Source organism: Mycobacterium sp. E2479 (assembly GCF_001667925.1).
GTDB lineage: Bacteria > Actinomycetota > Actinomycetes > Mycobacteriales > Mycobacteriaceae > Mycobacterium.
This window is the reverse complement of the sequence record NZ_LZJR01000151.1, coordinates 20,276-39,204: the sequence shown is the minus strand read 5'-3', so window position 1 is coordinate 39,204 and position 18,929 is coordinate 20,276. Positions and strand designations below refer to the sequence as shown.

19 protein-coding genes, 1 other RNA gene and 1 pseudogene are annotated in these 18,929 nt (G+C 65.2%); 8 read left to right on the top strand and 13 right to left on the bottom strand.

Annotated elements, in window-relative coordinates; genetic code table 11:
• The first annotated feature begins 85 nt into the window (after positions 1 to 85).
• The gene (locus tag A5686_RS22345) at positions 86 to 985 is read left to right on the top strand and encodes a universal stress protein (protein WP_067938750.1); all 900 of its coding nucleotides are present in this window, start codon (positions 86 to 88) and stop codon (positions 983 to 985) included.
• Positions 986 to 1,062: 77 nt separating this feature from the next.
• Here A5686_RS22345 and ssrA read toward each other — a convergent pair.
• The 10 genes from ssrA to prfB all read right to left on the bottom strand — a co-directional run bounded on the left by ssrA (position 1,063) and on the right by prfB (position 9,151).
• Positions 1,063 to 1,430: a transfer-messenger RNA gene (ssrA, locus tag A5686_RS22340) on the bottom strand.
• Positions 1,431 to 1,569: 139 nt separating this feature from the next.
• Positions 1,570 to 2,532, bottom strand: coding sequence for a hypothetical protein (locus tag A5686_RS22335; RefSeq protein WP_067938749.1), 963 nt, complete (start codon positions 2,530 to 2,532; stop codon positions 1,570 to 1,572).
• A gap of 166 nt (positions 2,533 to 2,698) precedes the next feature.
• Positions 2,699 to 3,544 (bottom strand): maleylpyruvate isomerase family mycothiol-dependent enzyme, encoded by an 846-nt coding sequence (locus tag A5686_RS22330; protein ID WP_067938747.1) that lies wholly within the window; start codon positions 3,542 to 3,544, stop codon positions 2,699 to 2,701.
• Positions 3,545 to 3,590: 46 nt separating this feature from the next.
• A complete protein-coding gene (locus A5686_RS22325; protein WP_156750193.1) occupies positions 3,591 to 4,433 on the bottom strand; it encodes an EamA family transporter in 843 nt (280 codons plus the stop codon).
• On the bottom strand, positions 4,430 to 4,939 hold the full coding sequence (smpB, locus tag A5686_RS22320) for an SsrA-binding protein SmpB (RefSeq protein ID WP_067938742.1): 510 nt from the start codon (positions 4,937 to 4,939) through the stop codon (positions 4,430 to 4,432). Before smpB ends, A5686_RS22325 begins: the two co-directional genes overlap by 4 nt.
• A gap of 2 nt (positions 4,940 to 4,941) precedes the next feature.
• Positions 4,942 to 5,835 carry a permease-like cell division protein FtsX gene (gene ftsX / locus A5686_RS22315; protein ID WP_067938741.1) on the bottom strand — a complete coding sequence of 298 codons (894 nt, stop codon included), beginning with the start codon at positions 5,833 to 5,835 and terminating at the stop codon, positions 4,942 to 4,944.
• A complete protein-coding gene (ftsE, locus tag A5686_RS22310) occupies positions 5,836 to 6,525 on the bottom strand; it encodes a cell division ATP-binding protein FtsE (RefSeq protein ID WP_067938740.1) in 690 nt (229 codons plus the stop codon).
• Between the two features lie 43 nt (positions 6,526 to 6,568).
• Positions 6,569 to 7,066 carry a hypothetical protein gene (locus A5686_RS22305; protein ID WP_067938738.1) on the bottom strand — a complete coding sequence of 166 codons (498 nt, stop codon included), beginning with the start codon at positions 7,064 to 7,066 and terminating at the stop codon, positions 6,569 to 6,571.
• Positions 7,063 to 8,049 (bottom strand): mechanosensitive ion channel family protein, encoded by a 987-nt coding sequence (locus tag A5686_RS22300; RefSeq protein WP_231986455.1) that lies wholly within the window; start codon positions 8,047 to 8,049, stop codon positions 7,063 to 7,065. The genes A5686_RS22305 and A5686_RS22300 overlap by 4 nt, the downstream gene beginning before the upstream one ends.
• The gene (gene prfB / locus A5686_RS22295) at positions 8,039 to 9,151 is read right to left on the bottom strand and encodes a peptide chain release factor 2 (protein ID WP_067938734.1); all 1,113 of its coding nucleotides are present in this window, start codon (positions 9,149 to 9,151) and stop codon (positions 8,039 to 8,041) included. Before prfB ends, A5686_RS22300 begins: the two co-directional genes overlap by 11 nt.
• Positions 9,152 to 9,312: 161 nt before the next feature.
• Here prfB and A5686_RS22290 point away from each other — a divergent pair, with 161 nt between their 5' ends.
• Positions 9,313 to 10,674, top strand: a complete 1,362-nt coding sequence (locus A5686_RS22290; protein WP_067938732.1) for an FAD-dependent oxidoreductase — start codon at positions 9,313 to 9,315, stop codon at positions 10,672 to 10,674.
• A 61-nt stretch (positions 10,675 to 10,735) separates the two neighbouring features.
• Complete coding sequence (locus A5686_RS22285; protein WP_067938730.1) at positions 10,736 to 11,167, top strand: pyridoxamine 5'-phosphate oxidase family protein; 432 nt, start codon at positions 10,736 to 10,738, stop codon at positions 11,165 to 11,167.
• On the opposite strand, the pseudogene A5686_RS28095 reads toward A5686_RS22285, so the two are convergent.
• Both A5686_RS28095 and A5686_RS22280 read right to left on the bottom strand, forming a co-directional pair.
• Positions 11,109 to 11,307: pseudogene (locus A5686_RS28095) on the bottom strand (cyanoglobin); the annotation flags it as partial. The gene A5686_RS22285 and the pseudogene A5686_RS28095 overlap by 59 nt on opposite strands.
• Positions 11,308 to 11,381: 74 nt before the next feature.
• Positions 11,382 to 12,173, bottom strand: a complete 792-nt coding sequence (locus tag A5686_RS22280) for a universal stress protein (protein ID WP_067938728.1) — start codon at positions 12,171 to 12,173, stop codon at positions 11,382 to 11,384.
• Positions 12,174 to 12,433: 260 nt separating this feature from the next.
• On the opposite strand from A5686_RS22280, the gene A5686_RS22275 reads away from it, so the two are divergent.
• Genes A5686_RS22275 through A5686_RS22265 form a run of 3 tightly spaced genes read left to right on the top strand, consistent with a single transcriptional unit; the run spans position 12,434 to position 16,182 of the window.
• Positions 12,434 to 14,758: a nitric-oxide reductase large subunit gene (locus tag A5686_RS22275; protein ID WP_067938726.1), complete on the top strand. Its 2,325-nt coding sequence runs from the start codon at positions 12,434 to 12,436 to the stop codon at positions 14,756 to 14,758.
• Positions 14,759 to 14,761: 3 nt separating this feature from the next.
• Positions 14,762 to 15,388: a hypothetical protein gene (locus tag A5686_RS22270; RefSeq protein WP_067938725.1), complete on the top strand. Its 627-nt coding sequence runs from the start codon at positions 14,762 to 14,764 to the stop codon at positions 15,386 to 15,388.
• Complete coding sequence (locus A5686_RS22265) at positions 15,385 to 16,182, top strand: slipin family protein (RefSeq protein ID WP_067938776.1); 798 nt, start codon at positions 15,385 to 15,387, stop codon at positions 16,180 to 16,182. Before A5686_RS22270 ends, A5686_RS22265 begins: the two co-directional genes overlap by 4 nt.
• A gap of 37 nt (positions 16,183 to 16,219) precedes the next feature.
• Here A5686_RS22265 and A5686_RS22260 read toward each other — a convergent pair whose 3' ends face one another.
• Positions 16,220 to 16,564 (bottom strand): hypothetical protein, encoded by a 345-nt coding sequence (locus A5686_RS22260; protein WP_156750194.1) that lies wholly within the window; start codon positions 16,562 to 16,564, stop codon positions 16,220 to 16,222.
• 63 nt (positions 16,565 to 16,627) lie between these two features.
• On the opposite strand from A5686_RS22260, the gene hisN reads away from it, so the two are divergent.
• Positions 16,628 to 17,416, top strand: a complete 789-nt coding sequence (hisN, locus tag A5686_RS22255) for a histidinol-phosphatase (RefSeq protein WP_067938721.1) — start codon at positions 16,628 to 16,630, stop codon at positions 17,414 to 17,416.
• Positions 17,417 to 17,501: 85 nt separating this feature from the next.
• Positions 17,502 to 18,899 carry an acyl-CoA dehydrogenase family protein gene (locus A5686_RS22250; protein WP_067938774.1) on the top strand — a complete coding sequence of 466 codons (1,398 nt, stop codon included), beginning with the start codon at positions 17,502 to 17,504 and terminating at the stop codon, positions 18,897 to 18,899.
• Positions 18,900 to 18,929: the final 30 nt, after the last annotated feature.

Sequence of the window (18,929 nt, the reverse complement as noted above, 5' to 3'; positions counted from 1 at the left end):
GGCTTGCATCTCTTCGGCCCTGACAATCACGGCTTCCCTGAGTGATTCTGCCGGTGGGTAAATAGCCGATCAGAGAAGAATTGAAATGTGGCAACCACCACTTGGCGCGATCTTGGTATGCGTTGATGGTTCAGCAGCGGCACTGGGTGCCGTCCGGTGGGCGGCTCGTGATGCAGCGCTGCGGAATGTGCCGCTGACTCTGGTCCACGTCTCCGACCCCCCCTTACCGGAGTGGTTCGAGGTCACCGCTCTGGCCGCCGGCAGGCAGAGGCAGGAACAGCGGACACACGATTTCATCGAGTCGGCGATCAAGATCGCCGAGGAGAGCACCGATGGGTGCGGTCCAGTGCAGATCGATAGCAAGGTGTTCGATTCGGCCACCGTCCCGACGCTCGTCGGCCTCTCCGCAGAGGTGGAGATGGTCGTGGTCGGCTACCGAGGACGTGGCGGCGCGTTGGCCCGCGACTGCCTGGGCTCGGTGAGTTCGGCATTGGTCTACCACGCGCATTGCCCGGTCGCCGTGATCCACGACGACCAAACCATGACCGGCAATGTCGCACGGGCACCGGTGCTGGTGGGCATCGACGGCTCGCCGGCATCGGAAGCGGCGACTGCTATTGCATTCGAGGAAGCCTCCCGACGAGGTGTCGGCCTAATGGCTTTGCACGCCTGGACTGATCCCCGGGTTTCCGGCTCTCGGGCGCCGTTCCAAGACTCCAAATGGGACGCTCAGCTATCCGAGGAGGAGGAGATCCTCGCTGAACGACTGGCGGGTTGGCACGAACGCTATCCCGACGTGGGGATCCGTCGCAGAATCGAAATTGGTGATCCGGCACGTTGGCTCATCGATGCGTCCGAATGGGCGCAACTGCTTGTGGTCGGCAGCCACGGCTGCGGCCGGTTCCGTGGCAATTTGCTGGGATCGGTCGGGGCAATGGCAGTCAACAGGGCCAAAACCCCGGTGATCGTGGCACGTCAGTCCTGACGGCCGTTGAGGGTTGGCTTAAACCAATGTTGCTGAAATGTTGACACAAAAAGGGGCCGCATCTCTGCGGCCCCTTTCAGTGGAGCTGCCGGGAATCGAACCCGGGTCCTACGGCATTCCCTCAAGACTTCTCCGTGCGCAGTTCGCTATGCCTCTACTCGGATCTCCTGGTCACGCGAACAAGCCAGGATGACGATCCCAGTCGCTGTTGGTGTCCCGATGAGTCCCGCGACCGGACTCATCGGTGGATCCCTCTAGCTGACGCCAGGGTCCGGGTCGAGGGCTTTCCCGGGCTGACGGACTAGCTGTCGCTTAGGCAGCGAGAGCGTAGTCGCGCTGATGTGAATCGGCGCTTATCTGTTTGCAACGACGCTTACGGTGGTCAGTTGCCTGCACCGGCACGCTTCCCTTGATTCGATGCGCGAAGTCGAAACCTTTCAGCCCCTCGCACCCCGCCGACTTTCGGCAGGAATATCAATGGTACCCAACTATCAACCAGCGGCAACGCAAATATCTTCCGCCCCGGAAAGCCGAGTACCCCCGACGTCACGGCGCCGGGGGTACTCGTCTGCGTTGGCGATCCGCTAGCTGATTCCGACCACCTCTTGGGCGATGGCTGCGACACGGGTCTGCGCGGCGGAGACGATGCGCTGCCGGTTCTTGTGCGCCTCTTCATAAGCGATGATGACGCGCACGTCGTCGGCGGTGGTGAGCTCCCTGATCGCGGCCACGGCGTCGGTGACGTTGAGGTCGTCGTAGTTCCGGATGGGCAACTCGGACTCGTCCAGGACGCCGACCGTGGCACGGCTGGAGTGCAGTGCGTCTGCCGCCCGGTCCGCACCTTCGGAGCGGGTGACCCTTTCCGCGGCCCGCAACGCGGCGCTCTGCGACGCGGACAGCGCCTTCGCGGCGATCTCACTGGCGTTGCCCCCGCGCTTGACGAGGTCGTTGATCGCCGGGCCGGTGGAACGCAGCGCGTCAACGGCGCGATCCACCCCACGGGCGGACCAAGCGACCGGCAGGTTGACCAGCTTCACCGCCGTGCCTGCGGCCATCTGGATCGGGGTCCGACGCAGCGCCGCCGGGCCGCCGAGCGCATCCTCGGCAAGCACGGTGGTCAGCCAGTCCACGGTTGCCGCGTGGGCGGTGATCAAGCGGTCGGCGAGAGCGACGATGTCCTGGCGGTCCGCGGCGACGGCCAGCGCTTTGGTGTAACGCGCGCGGTCCAGTAGCTGGTCCTCGAGCGCGAGGTCCCCCAGGAGCGCCTCATCGAAGGGCTCGGCCTGCTCGGTCAGAGCCTTGACCGCCGCGGCGGCGCGACCCAGGAACGGACCGATCACGTCCGGGTAGCCCCCCAGGTCCCGGATCGCGGACTCGATGGCTTGTGCGCGGTCACGGCCTTTTCCGGCGTTCTGGGAGAGCTCCCGGCGCACCGCCTCGGTGCGCGCCTGGGCGACGCGGGTCTCCGCGATCTGGATTTCGGTGTTGGTCAGGTCGAGCAGCGTTCGCAGTTGCGCGAGCAATCTCGAGGTATCGGGTGCAGTCATTCGTATGGCCTCCTGGCGTAGACGATTTGGTGTGTGCGCACGGTGCGCTCTTCTCGTTCGGCTACCCATTCACCGGGGGCCAGGACACCTCCGATGCGGAGGTGTGACATATGTCGCTTTGACGAGTTCTCGCTCGCACCGAATTCACCCGGCGCCAAACCCCTACTTAGATAACGAAATTGAGGTGCTCGACGATTTGCGTCGCAACGTTTCGGTCGCCGTCGCGCTGAATGTCCTGGGTGCGGGTCGGACACATCGGGCGGCCACCGGTGAGCCTGGTGAACTGCAGCCCGTCCAGGCGGATGGTCGCGGTCGGCTCCCGGCCGCCGAAGTCGTCGACCACCGCGGCCCGCCCGTCGACGCTGACCCGGATGGTGCGTGCCAGCGGGCCGCTGAGGTCGAACTGGATGCGTGAACCCTCGGGCGCCTTGGCCAGCTTGCCGACGACGTAGCCCATGGTGGCGGCGATCTCGTCGAGGGCGAGCGACGCTGCGGGGCCGGCCAGCTCGTCATCGGACGGCGGCCGCTCCAACGCAACGCGGATGTCTTGTTCGTGCATCCAGCAGTCGAACACCCGGATCCGCATGAACCGGCCATAGGAGTCCGGGCCGGTGGGAGTCATCGTCACCGCGTCCCACTCCGCGCCCGGCAGGCTCGTCAGCGCTTCACGCCGATCGGTGGTGATCGCCCTGAAGCTCTCCAGAACGTCGGCATCGGCGTGCGCACTCAGATGGCGAACCCAGCACTCGTTCATCACCCCGACGTCATTGCGGACGTGCTCTAGCGTCGAGACGTCGATATCGGGCTGGGGTGCGGCGATGCCGGCAAGGAACGACTCGGTACCGATCATGTGGGCCACCAGTGCTTTGACGTCCCATCCAGGCAGCGGACTCGCCGCCCGCCATTGCGCTGCGGACAGCCCGGCCAGCAGGGCGTCGATGTCGTCCCACACCGCGAAAAGGCCGGAGAGCACGGCGGACTTGTCGAGTTTGGTGACGGGACGATCGGGCATGGTCAGGATCGTAGGCCGATCAATGGGCAGCAGGAGCCCGGGGTGGTCAGGCCGAGGCGATCATCGCCACGGAACCCATCGCCAGCACCATGCCGATCCCCTGCAAGCGGGTGACCCGCTCGCGCAGCACCACCATCGCCAGCACCACCGTCGCGGCCGGATACAGCGAGATCAGGATGCTGGCCAACGAGAGCAGCCAGGTGTGCAGCGCCGCCAGCATGGTGAGGTTGGCGAAGATGTCCAGGACGGCAACGGCCACGGCGAGTTTGAGCGGCCGTCCGCGCGGCATCACCAGGTTCTGGCTGGTCTTGGCCATCGCGACAACCACCAGGCTGGCGGCCACCCGAGCGAAGACCAGCGGCCAGAGTTTGCACACGTGCGGCGCCTGGTGCAGGAAAACCAGGTTCAAGCCCATCGCGGAGCCGGCAACTACTGTGAGCCAGGCCACTTTTGGGGTGAAGCGATACGGCGTCCCCTCCACCGGGGCCTCCCGGCTGACAAGCATCACCGCAGCCAGCGCCAGGACCACGCCCACCAGGGCGGCCTGACCGGGCCGCTCCCCCAGCGCCATACCGACCGCCACGGGTACCGCGGCGTTGAGCACGGCCGCCAATGGTGAGACGACCGAAATCGGCCCCGAACCGAGTGCGGCGAAGAACGCCCACATGCCGAAGGCCATGCCGACGCCGTACAGGCAACCCCACACAACGGCGCCGACGTGGATGGGCCCGCCGACGAAAACGGCCATCACGCCCAGCAACAGGGTCTCGATCGGGTAGGCGACCAGCATCACGCGCAGCGCGGCCACTCGCCGTGCTGCTACGCCGCCCACGAAATCGCTGACACCGTACGTAACGGCAGACAGCTGGGCGTAAGCCGCCCCGATCAGGCCATGCCCTTTGCTCGACGCCCCAATTCCCGGACCACTTCGCGCTGTGCGTCTCGCTGCGCCATGTCCTGGCGCTTGTCGTAAGCCCGTTTACCGCGCGCAAGGGCAAGTTCGACCTTGACCTTGCCCTCGGAGAAATACAGAGACAACGGCATCAAGGCGAGGTTACCATCTCGTATCTTGCCGACCAGCCTGTCGATTTGTTGCCTATGTAACAACAACTTTCGGTTGCGACGCGGCTCGTGGTTGGTCCAGCTACCGTGCTGATACTCCGGAATGTATAAGTTACGCAACCAAACTTCGCCGTCGTCGATCGTTGCGAAGGCATCAGCCAGCGATGCCTGGCCCAAGCGAAGGCTTTTCACCTCGGTGCCCTGCAAAGACACTCCGGCCTCGAACAACTCGATGATCGAATAGTTGTGCCGCGCTTTGCGATTGGTGGCGATAACTTGTTTGCTACCACCTTTGCCGCCCGCCGCCTTGGCGCGGCCGGAACCCTTGGCCACAGCTACCGCCGTATATAGAGGCGCAAGGTCGCGTACCCCGTCACCGCCGCCATCGACACGCCGAGCAGAAACAGCCACGGCGAGATATAGAGGATGTCGGCGTAGTCGACCTTGGCAATTAGATGTGCTTGATAGAACTGGCTCAGCGCGTTGTCCAGGAACAAGGCCCGAACCAACATGAGTCCGACGACGGCGATGGCCACACCGACGGACGCGGCCAGCATCGCCTCCACCAGGAACGGCAGCTGGGTGTACCAGCGGCTGGCACCCACTAGCCGCATGATCCCGATCTCGGTGCGACGGGTGTACGCAGCGACCTGCACCATGTTGGCAATCAACAGGATTGCTCCCACCGCCTGCACCAGGGCAACGGCGAACGCGGCATCCCGCAGCCCGTCCAACACGGCGAACAGCCGGTCGATGAGGTCCTTCTCGTTGAGGATGCTGCGCACCCCCGGCTGGCCCTGCATCGCGGCGTCGAACTCCGCGTGCTGTTCGGGATTGTTGAGTTTGACGATGAATGACGCGGGAAACGAGTCCTTCCCCGCCACGTCCTTGAACTCCGGGAACTTCTTGATGGCGTCGTTGTAGGCGTCCTGCCGGTTGACGAAACGCACCGATTTGACGTCTTGGCGTGCGTCGATCTTGTCGCGCAGTCCCTTGCACGGCGCGGACGCACACGTCGTGTCGTTGGCCGAAATGTCGTCGGTCAAGAACACCTGCGTCTCGACGCGGTCGAGGTAGATCTCGCGCGAGTTGTCGGCCAGCCGGACCACCAGCAGACCGCCGCCGAACAGGGCGATGGAGATCGCGGTCGTCAGGATCATCGCGGCCGTCATCGTGACGTTGCGACGAAACCCGGTCAGGACCTCGTTGAGTAGGAAACCGAAGCGCACTTAGCGGTCCATCCCGTAGATGCCGCGCTGCTCATCGCGAACCAACCTGCCCAGCGACAACTCGACGACGCGCTGGCGCATCGAGTCGACGATGTGGTGATCGTGCGTTGCCATCAACACCGTCGTCCCCGTGCGGTTGATCCGCTCCAACAAATCCATGATGTCCTTACTGGTATCTGGGTCGAGGTTGCCCGTCGGCTCGTCCGCCAGCAGGACAAGGGGCCGGTTGACGAACGCGCGAGCGATCGCCACCCGCTGCTGCTCGCCACCGGACAACTCGTGGGGCAACCGATTGGCCTTGCCGGACAGCCCCACGGTGTCGAGCACCTCCGGCACCACCCGGTTGATCGCGTCGCTTCGTTTGCCGATCACTTCAAGCGCGAACGCGACGTTCTCGTAAACCGTCTTTTGCTGCAACAGGCGGAAGTCCTGGAAAACGCAGCCGATGACCTGGCGCAGCTTCGGGACGTGACGACCGCGCAACTTGTTGACGTGGAATTTTGAGACCCGGACGTCACCGCTGGTCGGGTTCTCCGCGCCGAGCAGCAACCGCATGAACGTGGACTTGCCAGACCCCGACGGGCCGATCAGGAAGACGAATTCACCCTTGTCGATCTTGACGTTGACGTCTTCCAGCGCCGGGCGGGCCGACGCTTTGTACTTCTTACTGACATGGTCCAGGGTGATCATCACGGCACGCCAGTGTAGCGGTGAATTTCGCTGGCAGGCGACGTCAACTGGCCGGTGACGGCGAAGAGGGCGCCGGGCCGGGCCCCGGCTGCGGTTGCTGCGGCAGCGACGGCGTGGGGGTTGGGCTCGAGCTGGGCGGGCAGAACGGCGCCGGCAAGACGCACGGCAGCTGCGGCAGCTGGAACGGCGGTGTCGTGGTCGTGGTCGTCGTCACCGGTGGCGGTGGCGGGGGCGGCGGCGTGCTCGTCGGGGTCGGCGTAGGGGTGAGGGTCCCCGGCGGTGGCTGCACCCGGGTCCGCGGCACCCAGGTGTAGTTGGGGTCCGGCACAAAACCGGGCGGCACCACTTGCTGGGCCGGGGGCTTGGGGGCCGGTTCAGGGCGGTAGGTGTCGTAGACCCACCACACCCCGAAGAACGCGATGATCAACACGAAGGTGGACGTGCGCATCCGCCCGCCGAATATGTGCTTCGGCCAGCGATGCTGCGCATCCGTGTCGTCGCCGTCGCCGCGCTTCTCGAGGATGTTCAGGGTGAACTTCAACGCTTCTGCACCGCACCTCGGGCTTCGTCATCGCTTTGCTGTTCGGCGGCCTGGGCGGCCGGAACCGACGGGTCTTCCACCAGGCCCACCTTCGCGTCCGCCGCGGTCACGATGCCGACGCGGGCCAGCGCCCGGATGACCAGCACACGCAGCTGCCGGCCGACCTCGAACTGCTTGCCGGGCAGCGTCCGGGCCACCAGACGCAGGGTCACGGTGTCGACCGCGATGCTTTCTACCCCCATCACCGTGGGCGCATCCAACAGCAATTCCCCGAGCACGGGATTGTCCATTGCCCGGTCGCATTCCTGATGCAACACCTCGTTGACCCGGTTCAGGTCGGCGTTTGTCGACACCGGGATGTCCACCACCGCGCGTGCCCAGTCCTTCGACAGGTTGACCACCTTGACGATCTGCCCGTTCGGAATGGTCAACACTTCGCCATCCGCGGATCGCAGGCGGGTCACCCGCAAGGTCACGTTCTCGACCGTGCCGCTGGCCTCCGTCGCGGAAACGACGGTAATGGTGACCAGGTCTCCAAAGCCATATTGGCGTTCCACCAGGATGAAGAAACCCGCCAATAGATCTCGCACCAATTGTTGTGCACCGAAACCCAGCGCGGCGCCCACCACGGTGGCCGGCGCGACCAAGCCACCCACGGAGAACTGCAGCACGGAAGAGATCTGCAGGATCACCCAGATGCCGATGATGACGATCGACACCCAGGAGATCACCGAGGCCAGGGCCTGCCGGTGCTTGGACGCCTCCGAGCGCACCAGCGCGTCGCTCTCGGCAAAGCCCAGGTTGAGCTGATGGGTCACCTGCTGTGCCACCCAGTTGACGAATCGGGCAGCCAGCACCGCGGCGATCAGGACCATGACGATCCGCAGACCCCGGGTGATGATCCACTCACCGAGTTCGCCCCGCCAGAAATCGTGCCAGCGGTGCGTCATCGATGCGGCGAGAAAACTCGAGTTATTCGTCATCTTTTCGGTTGCGCCAACGGATTCCCGCTTCCAGGAATCCGTCGATGTCTCCATCCAGGACGGCGGCAGGATTGCCAACCTCGTACTCGGTTCGCAGATCCTTCACCATCTGATATGGCTGCAGCACGTAAGAGCGCATCTGGTTGCCCCACGAGCTGCCACCTTCGCCTTTTAACGCGTCTAACTCAGCACGTTCTTCGGAACGCTTGCGCTCCAACAACTTTGCCTGAAGCACCCGCATCGCCGAGATCTTGTTCTGCAACTGCGATTTTTCATTCTGGCAAGTCACGACGATACCCGTTGGGATATGGGTTAAACGCACCGCCGAGTCGGTGGTGTTCACCGACTGGCCTCCGGGGCCACTCGAACGGTAAACATCAACGCGCACATCACCTTCCGGTATGTCGATGTGGTCGGTGGTCTCCACCACCGGAAGCACCTCGACTTCAGCGAACGATGTCTGACGCCTGCTCTGGTTGTCAAACGGGCTGATTCGCACCAGCCGGTGGGTGCCCTGCTCCACCGAGAGTGTGCCGTAGGCGAACGGGGCATGCACGGCGAACGTCGTGCTCTTGATGCCGGCCTCTTCGGCGTAGGACGTGTCGAACACCTCTACGGGATACTTGTGCTGCTCAGCCCACCGGATGTACATCCGCATCAACATTTCGGCCCAGTCGGCTGCGTCCACTCCGCCCGCGCCGGAGCGAATGGTGACCAGCGCCTCACGTTCGTCGTACTCGCCCGACAGCAGGGTGCGCACCTCGGTGGCTTCGATGTCCGCGCGCAGCGCCTTCAGCTCGGCGTCTGCCTCGACCAGCGCATCGCCGGCACCTTCACCCTCCTCGGCCGCCAGCTCGTAGAGCACCGGCAGATCGTCCAGGCGTCCACGCAACTCCTCGACCCGGCGCAGCTCGCCCTGGGCATGAGAAAGCTCGCTGGTCACCCGCTGGGCGCGGGTTTGGTCGTCCCATAACTGGGGATCGGATGCCTCGTGTTCAAGCTTCTCGATGCGCGTGCGCAGACCGTCCACATCGAGCACCCGCTCCACCGTGGTCAGGGTGGCGTCGAGGGCGGCGATATCGGCTTGACGGTCGGGTTCCACAGCCGACCACGTTACCTGGGGGTCCCGGTGCAGCTCAGCTCGCGGCGAGTGTCCAGGCCACGACCAGCGGTCATGCGTTTAGCATCGAGTCACGATCATGTGCGCCCCCGCTTTGCGCGCGACAGCCCCGCGCGCATCCGGGCACGAGTAGAAGGTCGAGGATGCGCCCTTACCACGTTGCAATCGTTGGCTCCGGACCGTCGGGCTTCTTCGCCGCGTCCTCCTTACTGAAGGCAGCCGATGCGTCCGAGGACATCGATGTCGCCGTCGACATGCTCGAGATGTTGCCCACCCCCTGGGGGCTGGTTCGCTCCGGCGTCGCGCCCGATCACCCGAAGATCAAGTCGATCAGCAAGCAATTCGAGAAGACCGCCCAGGATCCGCGCTTCCGCTTCTTCGGCAACATCTCGGTCGGCGAGCACGTGCAGGCCCGCGAACTCGCCGAGCGCTACGACGCCGTCATCTATGCCGTCGGGGCCCAATCCGACCGCACGTTGAACATCCCCGGCGAGGACCTGCCGGGGAGCATCGCCGCAGTCGATTTCGTGGGCTGGTACAACGCACACCCGCATTTCGAGACGGCCACGCCCGATCTCTCCGGGGCACGGGCGGCGGTCATCGGTAACGGCAACGTCGCGCTCGACGTCGCACGCATTCTGGTCACCGACCCCGACGTGCTGGGTCAGACCGACATCGCCGACCACGCCTTGGAGTCACTGCGCCCGTGCGGCGTCGACGAGGTGGTCGTCATCGGCCGACGCGGGCCGCTGCAAACCGCGTTCACCACCCTCGAGCTCCGCGAGTTGGGAGACCTGGAAAACGTCGACGTGATCGTCGATCCTGCCCAGCTGGAGGGCATCAGCGACGAGGATGCGGCCGCGGTCGGCAAGACAGCGAAACAGAACATCAACGTGCTGCGCGATTACGCGAAGCGCGACCCACGCCCCGGACACCGCCGCATCGTGCTTCGCTTCATGACCTCCCCGATCGAGATCAAGGGCCGCGAGAGGGTCGAGGCGATTGTGCTCGGCCGCAACGAGCTGGTCACCGACGAAAGCGGGCGGGTGTCCGCCAATGACACCGGCGGGCGGGAAGAGCTACCGGTCCAGCTGGTGGTGCGCTCGGTCGGATACCGCGGCGTGCCCACCCCGGGACTGCCCTTCGACGAGAAGACCGCGACGATCCCCAACAGCGGCGGCCGGATCGAGGCCAGCCGCAACGAATACGTGGTCGGGTGGATCAAGCGCGGGCCGACCGGTGTGATCGGTACCAATAAGAAGGACTCGCAGGACACCGTGGACACGCTGCTCGCCGATCTGTCCGCCGCCGAGGGGCTCGCGGATTTTCCCGACGACCACGCCGACCAGCTGGTCGACTGGCTGGCGTCACGCCAGCCCGAACTGGTCACCTCGGCGCACTGGGACCTCATCGACGCCCACGAGCGCGCGGCCGGCGAACCGCACGGACGTCCCCGCGTCAAGTTGCCGAGTTTGGCCAAACTGCTACGGGTCAGCCACGGCTGAACCGGGCCCAGAGTACGAAGGGCTCTACTCAGCCACGTCGATCCTCCGTAGCGTTGAGGGCGTGGCTAGCGACCAACCGGTGACCGTGCTTTCCGACGATGAGAACTGGAGCTTGCTGGGCAGCGTGTCGCTGGGCCGGCTGGTCACCAACTTCGCCGGTGAGCCCGAGATCTTTCCGGTGAACTTCGTCGTGCAAGACCGCACCGTGTTGTTCCGCACCGCCGAGGGCACCAAATTGTTTTCGGCCGTGGCGAATCACGCGGTGGTCTTCGAGGTCGACGACCACGACGTCATCGAAGGATGGAGCGTGATCGTGCGCGGTCGCGCGCGACTGCTGAAGGCTGATGCTGACATTCAGCAAGCCGAACGCGCGCACCTGTTGCCGTGGACGGCAACGCCTAAACCTCACTATGTGCGCATCACGCCGACCGAAGTCACCGGCCGCCATTTCCGCTTCGGTCGCGAGCCCGACCGTCACGAGCCGGTTGCGTGACGACGAGCTCAGGTGGGCACCGGTCGGCCGCCGGTGCATAGCCACGCGATCCGGCGCGGCTGAACGTTCGCCCGATGGGCCGCCGGTCCCCGGTACATCTCGTCAACTGTGCTGTGCCATAGGATGAGCCAGCGGGGATACGCCGGTGGATCTCCCGGCCATCCCTCGTCGTCCAATGCCCGCCGGCAAAGTCGGCGCAGTACAGCCTGCCGAGCTACAGGTTGCCGCAACGTATCGAAAGCACGGAATGACCCGCGTGGCACAGGGCCTCGGCCCGGTAGGAGTCAGTGACCAGCAGCCGGCCCGCGTCGTGGCAAGCGCACAGGTCCAGCACGTCGGTCACGATGGCCGCCTCGGCCCGCACGTCGGGATACAACCGCATCCACCGCGCCAGTCGGCGGTCCAAATGCCGTTGCGCTGAGCGTTTTCCAGGTGTCGCATCGCGAGTGTCCGATTCTTTGGATACCGTCACGGCCCGCAGTGTGGCCCCGCGCAGCCTCGCTTCGTCGAACGCGTGCCGCAGCACCGTGCCGTTGTCCACTTCGGCTATCACACTGCTGACCTGGGGCACCGCCGGACGGCTCGTCGGCTGTTGGATCACGGCGACCGGACACGACGCCCAGCGGATCAAGGAGGTCGCAACGGAGGGTCCGCCATGGCAGGCATGGTTGAGCCCGATGTGTCCGATGCAGGCCATGGCGGCCGGCCTCGAGGCTTCGAGCAGCTTGGAAACCGTTCTGCCCCACAGAATGTCGGTCTCGACCTTGACCGATTGGTCGGTGGTGTCGACTGCCCGATGGGCATCGGCCAACGCGGCGCGGGCGACGGCGAGGCGAGTGGCGCCGTCGCGCGTGCCCCACGCGCCATGCGGATCGATGACATACACCAGTCGCAGCGGGATATCACGGCTTGTCGCCTCATCGATTGCCCAGACGGCCGCATGTATCGCCGCCCTGGATCCGTCGACACCTACCAGAATCGCGGGGCCTGAATACATGTTGCTCATCACGACTCCTTCGTCGAGCGGTCGAAAGGTGTTCAACTACACCGTTCAACTCTGACGTTATCGCCCGTAAACCCGCCTCCCCCAGAGGCATTGGTCCCGAAATAGGTGCCATTGGACCCTATGGTCCGGTCAACCCGCCGAATTGACTGTTGTCATCGTGGCGACAGAGATCGAGTATTAGATGCGGACAAAAAGCAGTTGTGTTTGACATCTGAGTCAGCGGGCACCACCACCCACCGCCCAGACGGGAGACCTCGCGCATGACCGCTCAGCAGACCTCCGCTCAACAGTCATCGTCTGCGCCCCTGGTCGGAAGGGGCTGGGTTCAAGGCGTCGCCCTGGTAATGATCTTCGGCTTCCTGGTGATGGGCATCCTGGCCTACCGAACGTATTCGGCTTCGATGCCGATGCCGGACAAAGTCGTCAACGAATCGGGCCAGGTCCTGTTCACCGGCCAGGACATCACCCGGGGCCAAGAGCTCTACCAGGCCCGCGGGCTGATGGAATACGGCTCGGTGCTCGGCCACGGCGCCTACCTGGGCCCCGACTACACCGCCGACTATCTGCGGACCGCCACCCAGGACGTCGCCGGTCAACTTCGCGCGCAGGGCATCGCCGATTCGCACGAGCGGGTCGTCACCGAATTCCGCACCAACCGGTATAACCCCGCCACCAAGACGTTGGTGTTCACCGATCACCAAGCCGTGGCCTTCGACCACATCCAAAGCCAGTACGCCGCCTACTTCGGTGAGAACTCGACGAAATACGGGCTGCTGCCCCGGATGATCACCGACAAGGCGCAGATCCGCGACCTCACGGCATTCTTCGCCTGGACGGCCTGGGCCGCGGCAGCCGAACGTCCCGGCCACAAGTACACCTACACCAACAACTGGCCGGCCGAACCGCGCGTCGACAACGGCCCCACCGCGGCGGTCATCGTCTGGTCGGCGCTGTCGCTCATCGCATTGCTTGGCGGCATCGGGATCATGTTCGCGGTCTACGGCCGCTGGAGCCAGAAGGTCGGCTGGCACAGCGCCGAATCCTCCACCCTGTCCTTCCGCCAGCCCGGTGAGGTGAGCCTCACGCCGGCGCAGCGCGCCTGCATCTGGTTCTTTGCGATCGTGTCGGTGTTGTTCCTGGCCCAGACACTGCTGGGTGCCGCGGCCGAGCATTACCGCGCCGACCTGTCCAACTTCTTCGGATTGGATCTGGCCCGCGTATTGCCCTACAACCTGGCCCGCACCTGGCATCTGCAGTTGTCGCTGTTCTGGACCGCGGCCGCCTTCCTGGCCGGCGGCATCTTCCTGGTGCCGTTCATCGCCCGGCGCGAGCCCAGGCGCCAGGCGTTGCTGGCGTACGTGCTGCTGGGTGCGGTCGCCCTGGTGGTGTTCGGGTCGCTGATTTGTGAGGCGCTGTCCATCTACGGCGTGATCCCGGCTGGCGGACTGTTCTCTCAGCAATGGGAGTACCTTGACCTGCCACGCCTTTGGCAGATCCTGTTGATCATCGGCATGTTCGTGTGGATTGCCATCATCTGGCGCGGGATTCGCGGCAGGCTCAAGGGCGAGTCGAAGATGAACATGCCCTGGCTGTTCTTCTTCTCGGGGCTGGCGATCCCGGGCTTCTACGCGGTGGGCCTGCTGGCCGGCAGCGACGCCCACTACACCGTCGCGGACTTCTGGCGGTTCTGGGTCGTGCACCTGTGGGTGGAAGACTTCCTCGAGCTGTTCACCACCGTGATGGTGGCCTACATGTTCGTACTGCTCGGCGTGGTGCGCGAGCGGATCGCGCTGGGCGTGATCTTCCTCGACGTCATCTTGTACTCGGCCGGCGGCGTCATCGGCACCATGCACCACCTGTACTTCTCCGGCACTCCGGTGGAGCATATGGCGCTGGGCGCCTTCTTCTCGGCCGCCGAAGTCATCCCGCTCACCTTCCTGACCGTCGAGGCGTGGGCGTTCCTGCAACTCGGTGCGCGTCAACAATCCGGTGACGCCAACCCGTTCCCGCACCGCTGGGCCGTCATGTTCCTGGTCGCGGTGGGATTCTGGAACTTCCTGGGGGCGGGCATCTTTGGTTTCCTGATCAATCTGCCGGTGGTGTCCTACTACCAGATCGGCACCGCACTGACGGCCAACCACGCGCACGCGGCGATGATGGGCGTGTACGGCATGCTCGCCGTAGGCCTGGCCATGTTCGCCTTCCGCTACGTGATCCCGCCCGACAAGTGGCCTGAGAAACTCGCGCGAATCTCGTTCTGGTGCATGAACATCGGTCTCGCGTGGATGGTATTCGCCACCTTGCTGCCGCTGGGCGTGCTGCAGCTCTACCACTCGGTCAACGACGGCTACTTCGAGGCGCGGTCACTGGGCTACATCACCAAGCCCGGTAACGCGGTGCTGGAGTGGCTCCGGCTACCGGGTGACGCCATCCTCATCGTCGGCGGTGTGGTGCCGTTCGTCTGGATCGCCTGGACCGCGCTGCGCAATTTCCGGTCGGGTACGCCCGTCGACGAATTGCCGGAAAACCCGCTGTACACCGAGACCGAGCCGCAGACCGGTGCCGCGGTGCCGGCAGAGGATTGACCGGTGGCCGCGCCGACCACCTCGGTGTGGATGATCGCCGGGTATTCCCTGGCCTTGCTGGCCGTCGGCTGGAGTTTCGATGTGATGGCCCGACGGGCGTCGGCGCACGCAGCACGCTGGCGCACGGGCCGATTCACCTACCGGCCCGACCATGATGCATGGGTATGTCCGCAAAATCATTGGCTGTGGCCCACTTCCTTCGACCCCACACATCGGGTCATGCGGTATCGCGCGCTGCCGGTGGTCTGCAATAGCTGTCCCGTCAAATCCGATTGCACGAGCTCTGAGCACGGCCGTGAGATAAGCCGCGAGGTCGACCCGTGGCCGCATTCGGACGCCGGGCGGTTTCACCGTGGAATCGCCTGCTGCGTCGCCGGACTCGGGATCGTGCTGCCGCTGGCGACGCTAGTGGCCGACCATTCGGCCGCAGATGCGATGGTCCTGACGGCTACTGTGCTGATCGTCGCGGTGTTGGGGCTGCCGCTGGTCCGCCACCTGTGGTACACGCCGTCCAACGCGCCCGAACACCTGCCGCACCGCACCGCGATCGAGGACCAGGTGGCCGCCGCAATCGACCGGTACTCCACTCGGTGGGGCGGCTGGACAAGCAAGGAGGACAACGCAACATGACTGCTCTTGTGGTCGGCCTGATCGGCGCGGGGATGGTCCTGCTTGCCGTGCTCGCGACGTGGTCACTGGCCGTGCTACGCGAGTATGAACGCGGAGTCGTGTTCCGGATGGGCCACGCACGGCCACTGTACGGCCCGGGGTTACGGTTCTTGATTCCCCTGGTGGACAGGATGATTCGGGTCGACCAGCGACTGGTGACGTTGACCATTCCGCCGCAGGAGGTGATCACCCGGGACAACGTGCCGGCGCGGGTCAACGCCGTCGTGATGTTCCAGGTGATGGAACCGCTGAAAGCGATTCTGGCGGTGGAGAACTACGCGGTGGCGACGTCGCAGATCGCTCAGACGACACTGCGTTCGTTGCTGGGCCGCGCGGACCTGGACACGCTGCTGGCACACCGCGAGGACCTCAACAGCGATCTGCGCACGATCATCGAGAAGCAGACCGAGCCCTGGGGCGTGCAAGTGCGCGTCGTGGAGATCAAGGACGTCGAAATCCCCGAGTCGATGCAGCGTGCGATGGCCCGCGAGGCCGAAGCAGAGCGCGAACGCCGCGCCAAGGTCATCAACGCCCGTGGGGAGCTCCAGGCATCCGAGGAACTGCGCGAAGCCGCGGAGACCCTGTCGAAGAGTCCGGCGTCGCTGCAGTTGCGCTACCTACAGACGCTGCTGGAGTTGGGGGCGGATCAGAACTCGACCGTCGTGTTCCCGTTGCCCGTCGACATCATCACGCCGTTTCTGCGGCATCCCGAGATGCTGCAGGGCGTGGTCGATAACCTCAACCACCGCGCCTGACCAGGGGCGCGCCCGTCGGCGGCGGGTCGACCGGCGCTCAGTCCGCGGGCGGCTGCGGCGATTCGGGTGGCGCGGGCGGCCCGGGCGGGGCGGGTGGTTCCGCGGGAGCGAACCGCCAGTTGTCCGGATTCTTCGGCGAATAGACCACCGGGAACAGCTGGCCGATGGTCGGCCACTGATTCACGTCCACGGCCATGCGCTGATACACCGCGTGTTCGTTGACGGTGGGGCCGTTGATCACGCCGGCGATGGTCACGAACTGCTCGCCGGCGGCGTCCGGGCGCGGACTTATCCCGGTCACCAGCAATGTGCCGCTCAGCAGCTCACCGCGGGGGCCGCGCGGAACGAACCGCTGGACGAGGAACACCGCCAATACGGCCATCAGCAGGAGCAGCAGCCCGAATTCCCACACGAGGCCATGGTAGGACCGTGATAAGACTGCGTCATGAGTCAGGATGATCTGGCGCTGGCATTGACGCTGGCCGACCGCGCAGACATGTTGACTTCCGCGCGATTCGGCGCGCTCGACCTGCGTGTCGACACCAAACCCGACCTGACGCCGGTGACCGACGCCGACCGCGCGGTCGAAACGGAGTTGCGCGAGGCGCTCGCGCGCGAACGGCCCGACGACAGCATTGTCGGCGAAGAGTTCGGTGGCGACACCGTCTTCACCGGACGTCAGTGGATCATCGACCCGATCGACGGCACTAAGAACTTTGTCCGCGGAGTGCCGGTGTGGGCGACGCTGATCGCGTTGTTGCAAGACGCTGTCCCCGTCGTCGGCGCCGTGAGCGCCCCGGCGTTGCAGCGCCGGTGGTGGGCCGCGCGCGGCCGGGGTGCTTTCGTAGCCGTCGACGGTGCGCCTGCGCGCCAAATCTCGGTTTCCTCAGTGGCACAACTGAGTTCGGCCAGCCTTTCGTTCTCCAGCCTGTCCGGCTGGGCGCAGCTCGGCCTGCGCGACCAATTCATCGCTTTGACCGACGCGGTGTGGCGGGTGCGCGCCTTCGGCGACTTTTTGTCCTATTGCCTACTCGCCGAAGGTGCGGTCGATATCGCCGCCGAACCGGAAGTGTCGGTGTGGGACCTCGCGGCGCTCGACGTCTTGGTGCGCGAAGCGGGCGGGGTGCTGACGGCGCTGGACGGCAGCGCGGGACCGCACCATGGCAGCGCCGTAGCCACCAACGGCCTGTTGCAGCAGCAGGTCCTCGGGGGCCTCGCCCCCACCCCGCTGTGAATTAGTTAACAAGTGTTCTCTCTGATCTTACTCCGGAGTAAGATCGGGCATATCCGCATTGCCCAACGACCTGAGGCTGCTGAAAATGACCGGTTCCGGTTCCAAACAGACATCCACCCGCTCTCGCACCAAACGGCGCGACCACAAGTCCGCCGTCGGGCTCCAGACCCACAAACGCAGCGGAGTCGACATCGCGATCGCGCTGATCACCCCGCTCGTCGGGCAGGAGTTCCTGGATAAATACCGGCTGCGGGACCCGCTCAACCGCGCGCTGCGCTACGGCACCAAGACGGTCTTCTCCACCGCCGCCGCCTCTTCTCGAGAGTTCAAACGGATCAAGAACCTGCGCGGCGGGCCGACCCGGCTCAAGTCCAGCGGCAAGGACTACTTCGACCTGACGCCCGACGACGAGCAGAAGATGATCGTCGAGACTCTCGACGATTTCGCCGAGGAAGTGCTGCGGCCCGCCGCGCACGACGCCGACGAAGCGGCGACGTATCCGCACGAGCTGATCGCCAAGGCCGCCGAGCTGGGCATCACCGCGATCAACATCCCCGAGGATTTCGACGGCATCGCCGCACACCGGTCCAGCGTGACCAACGTGCTGGTGGCCGAGGCGCTGGCCTACGGCGACATGGGTCTGGCGTTGCCGCTTCTCGCCCCGGCGGGCGTGGCCTCCGCGCTGACCCATTGGGGCAGCGCGGACCAGCAGGCCACCTACCTTCCCGAGTTCGCCGGTGAGAACGTGCCCCAAGCATGCGTGGCCATCGCCGAGGCGCAACCGCTCTTCGACCCCACCCGGCTGAAGACCGCCGCGGTACGCACGCCAAGCGGCTACCGGCTGGACGGGGTGAAATCATTGGTCCCGGCTGCTGCCGATGCCGAGCTTTTCGTTATCGGCGCCCAACTGGATGGCAAGCCGGCCCTGTTCATCGTCGAGTCTTCGGCGAAAGGCCTTACCGTGAAAGCGGATCCGAGCATGGGTATCCGCGCGGCGGCCCTTGGCCACGTTGAACTCTCCGGGGTGACGGTGCCGCCGAACGCGCGGCTGGGTGAGGACGAAGCGACCGACGCGGACTACTCCGAGGCCGTCGCGCTGGCCCGGCTGGGCTGGGCCGCGCTCACCGTCGGCACCTCGCACGCGGTGCTCGACTACGTCGTCCCGTACGTGAAGGAACGCGAGGCCTTCGGTGAGCCGATCGCCCACCGCCAGGCGGTGGCCTTCATGTGCGCCAACATCGCCATCGAACTGGACGGGCTGCGATTGATCACCTGGCGCGGTGCCGCGCGTGCCGAGCAGGGCCTGCCCTTCATCCGCGAGGCGGCGCTGGCCAAGCGGCTCGGCGCCGACAAGGGCATGCAGATCGGCCTGGACGGCGTTCAGCTGCTCGGCGGCCACGGCTACACGAAAGAGCACCCGGTCGAACGCTGGTACCGCGACCTGCGGGCCATCGGCGTTGCCGAGGGCGTCGTCGTCATCTAAGTCGTTAATCAACCCAAGCTGAAAGTTCAA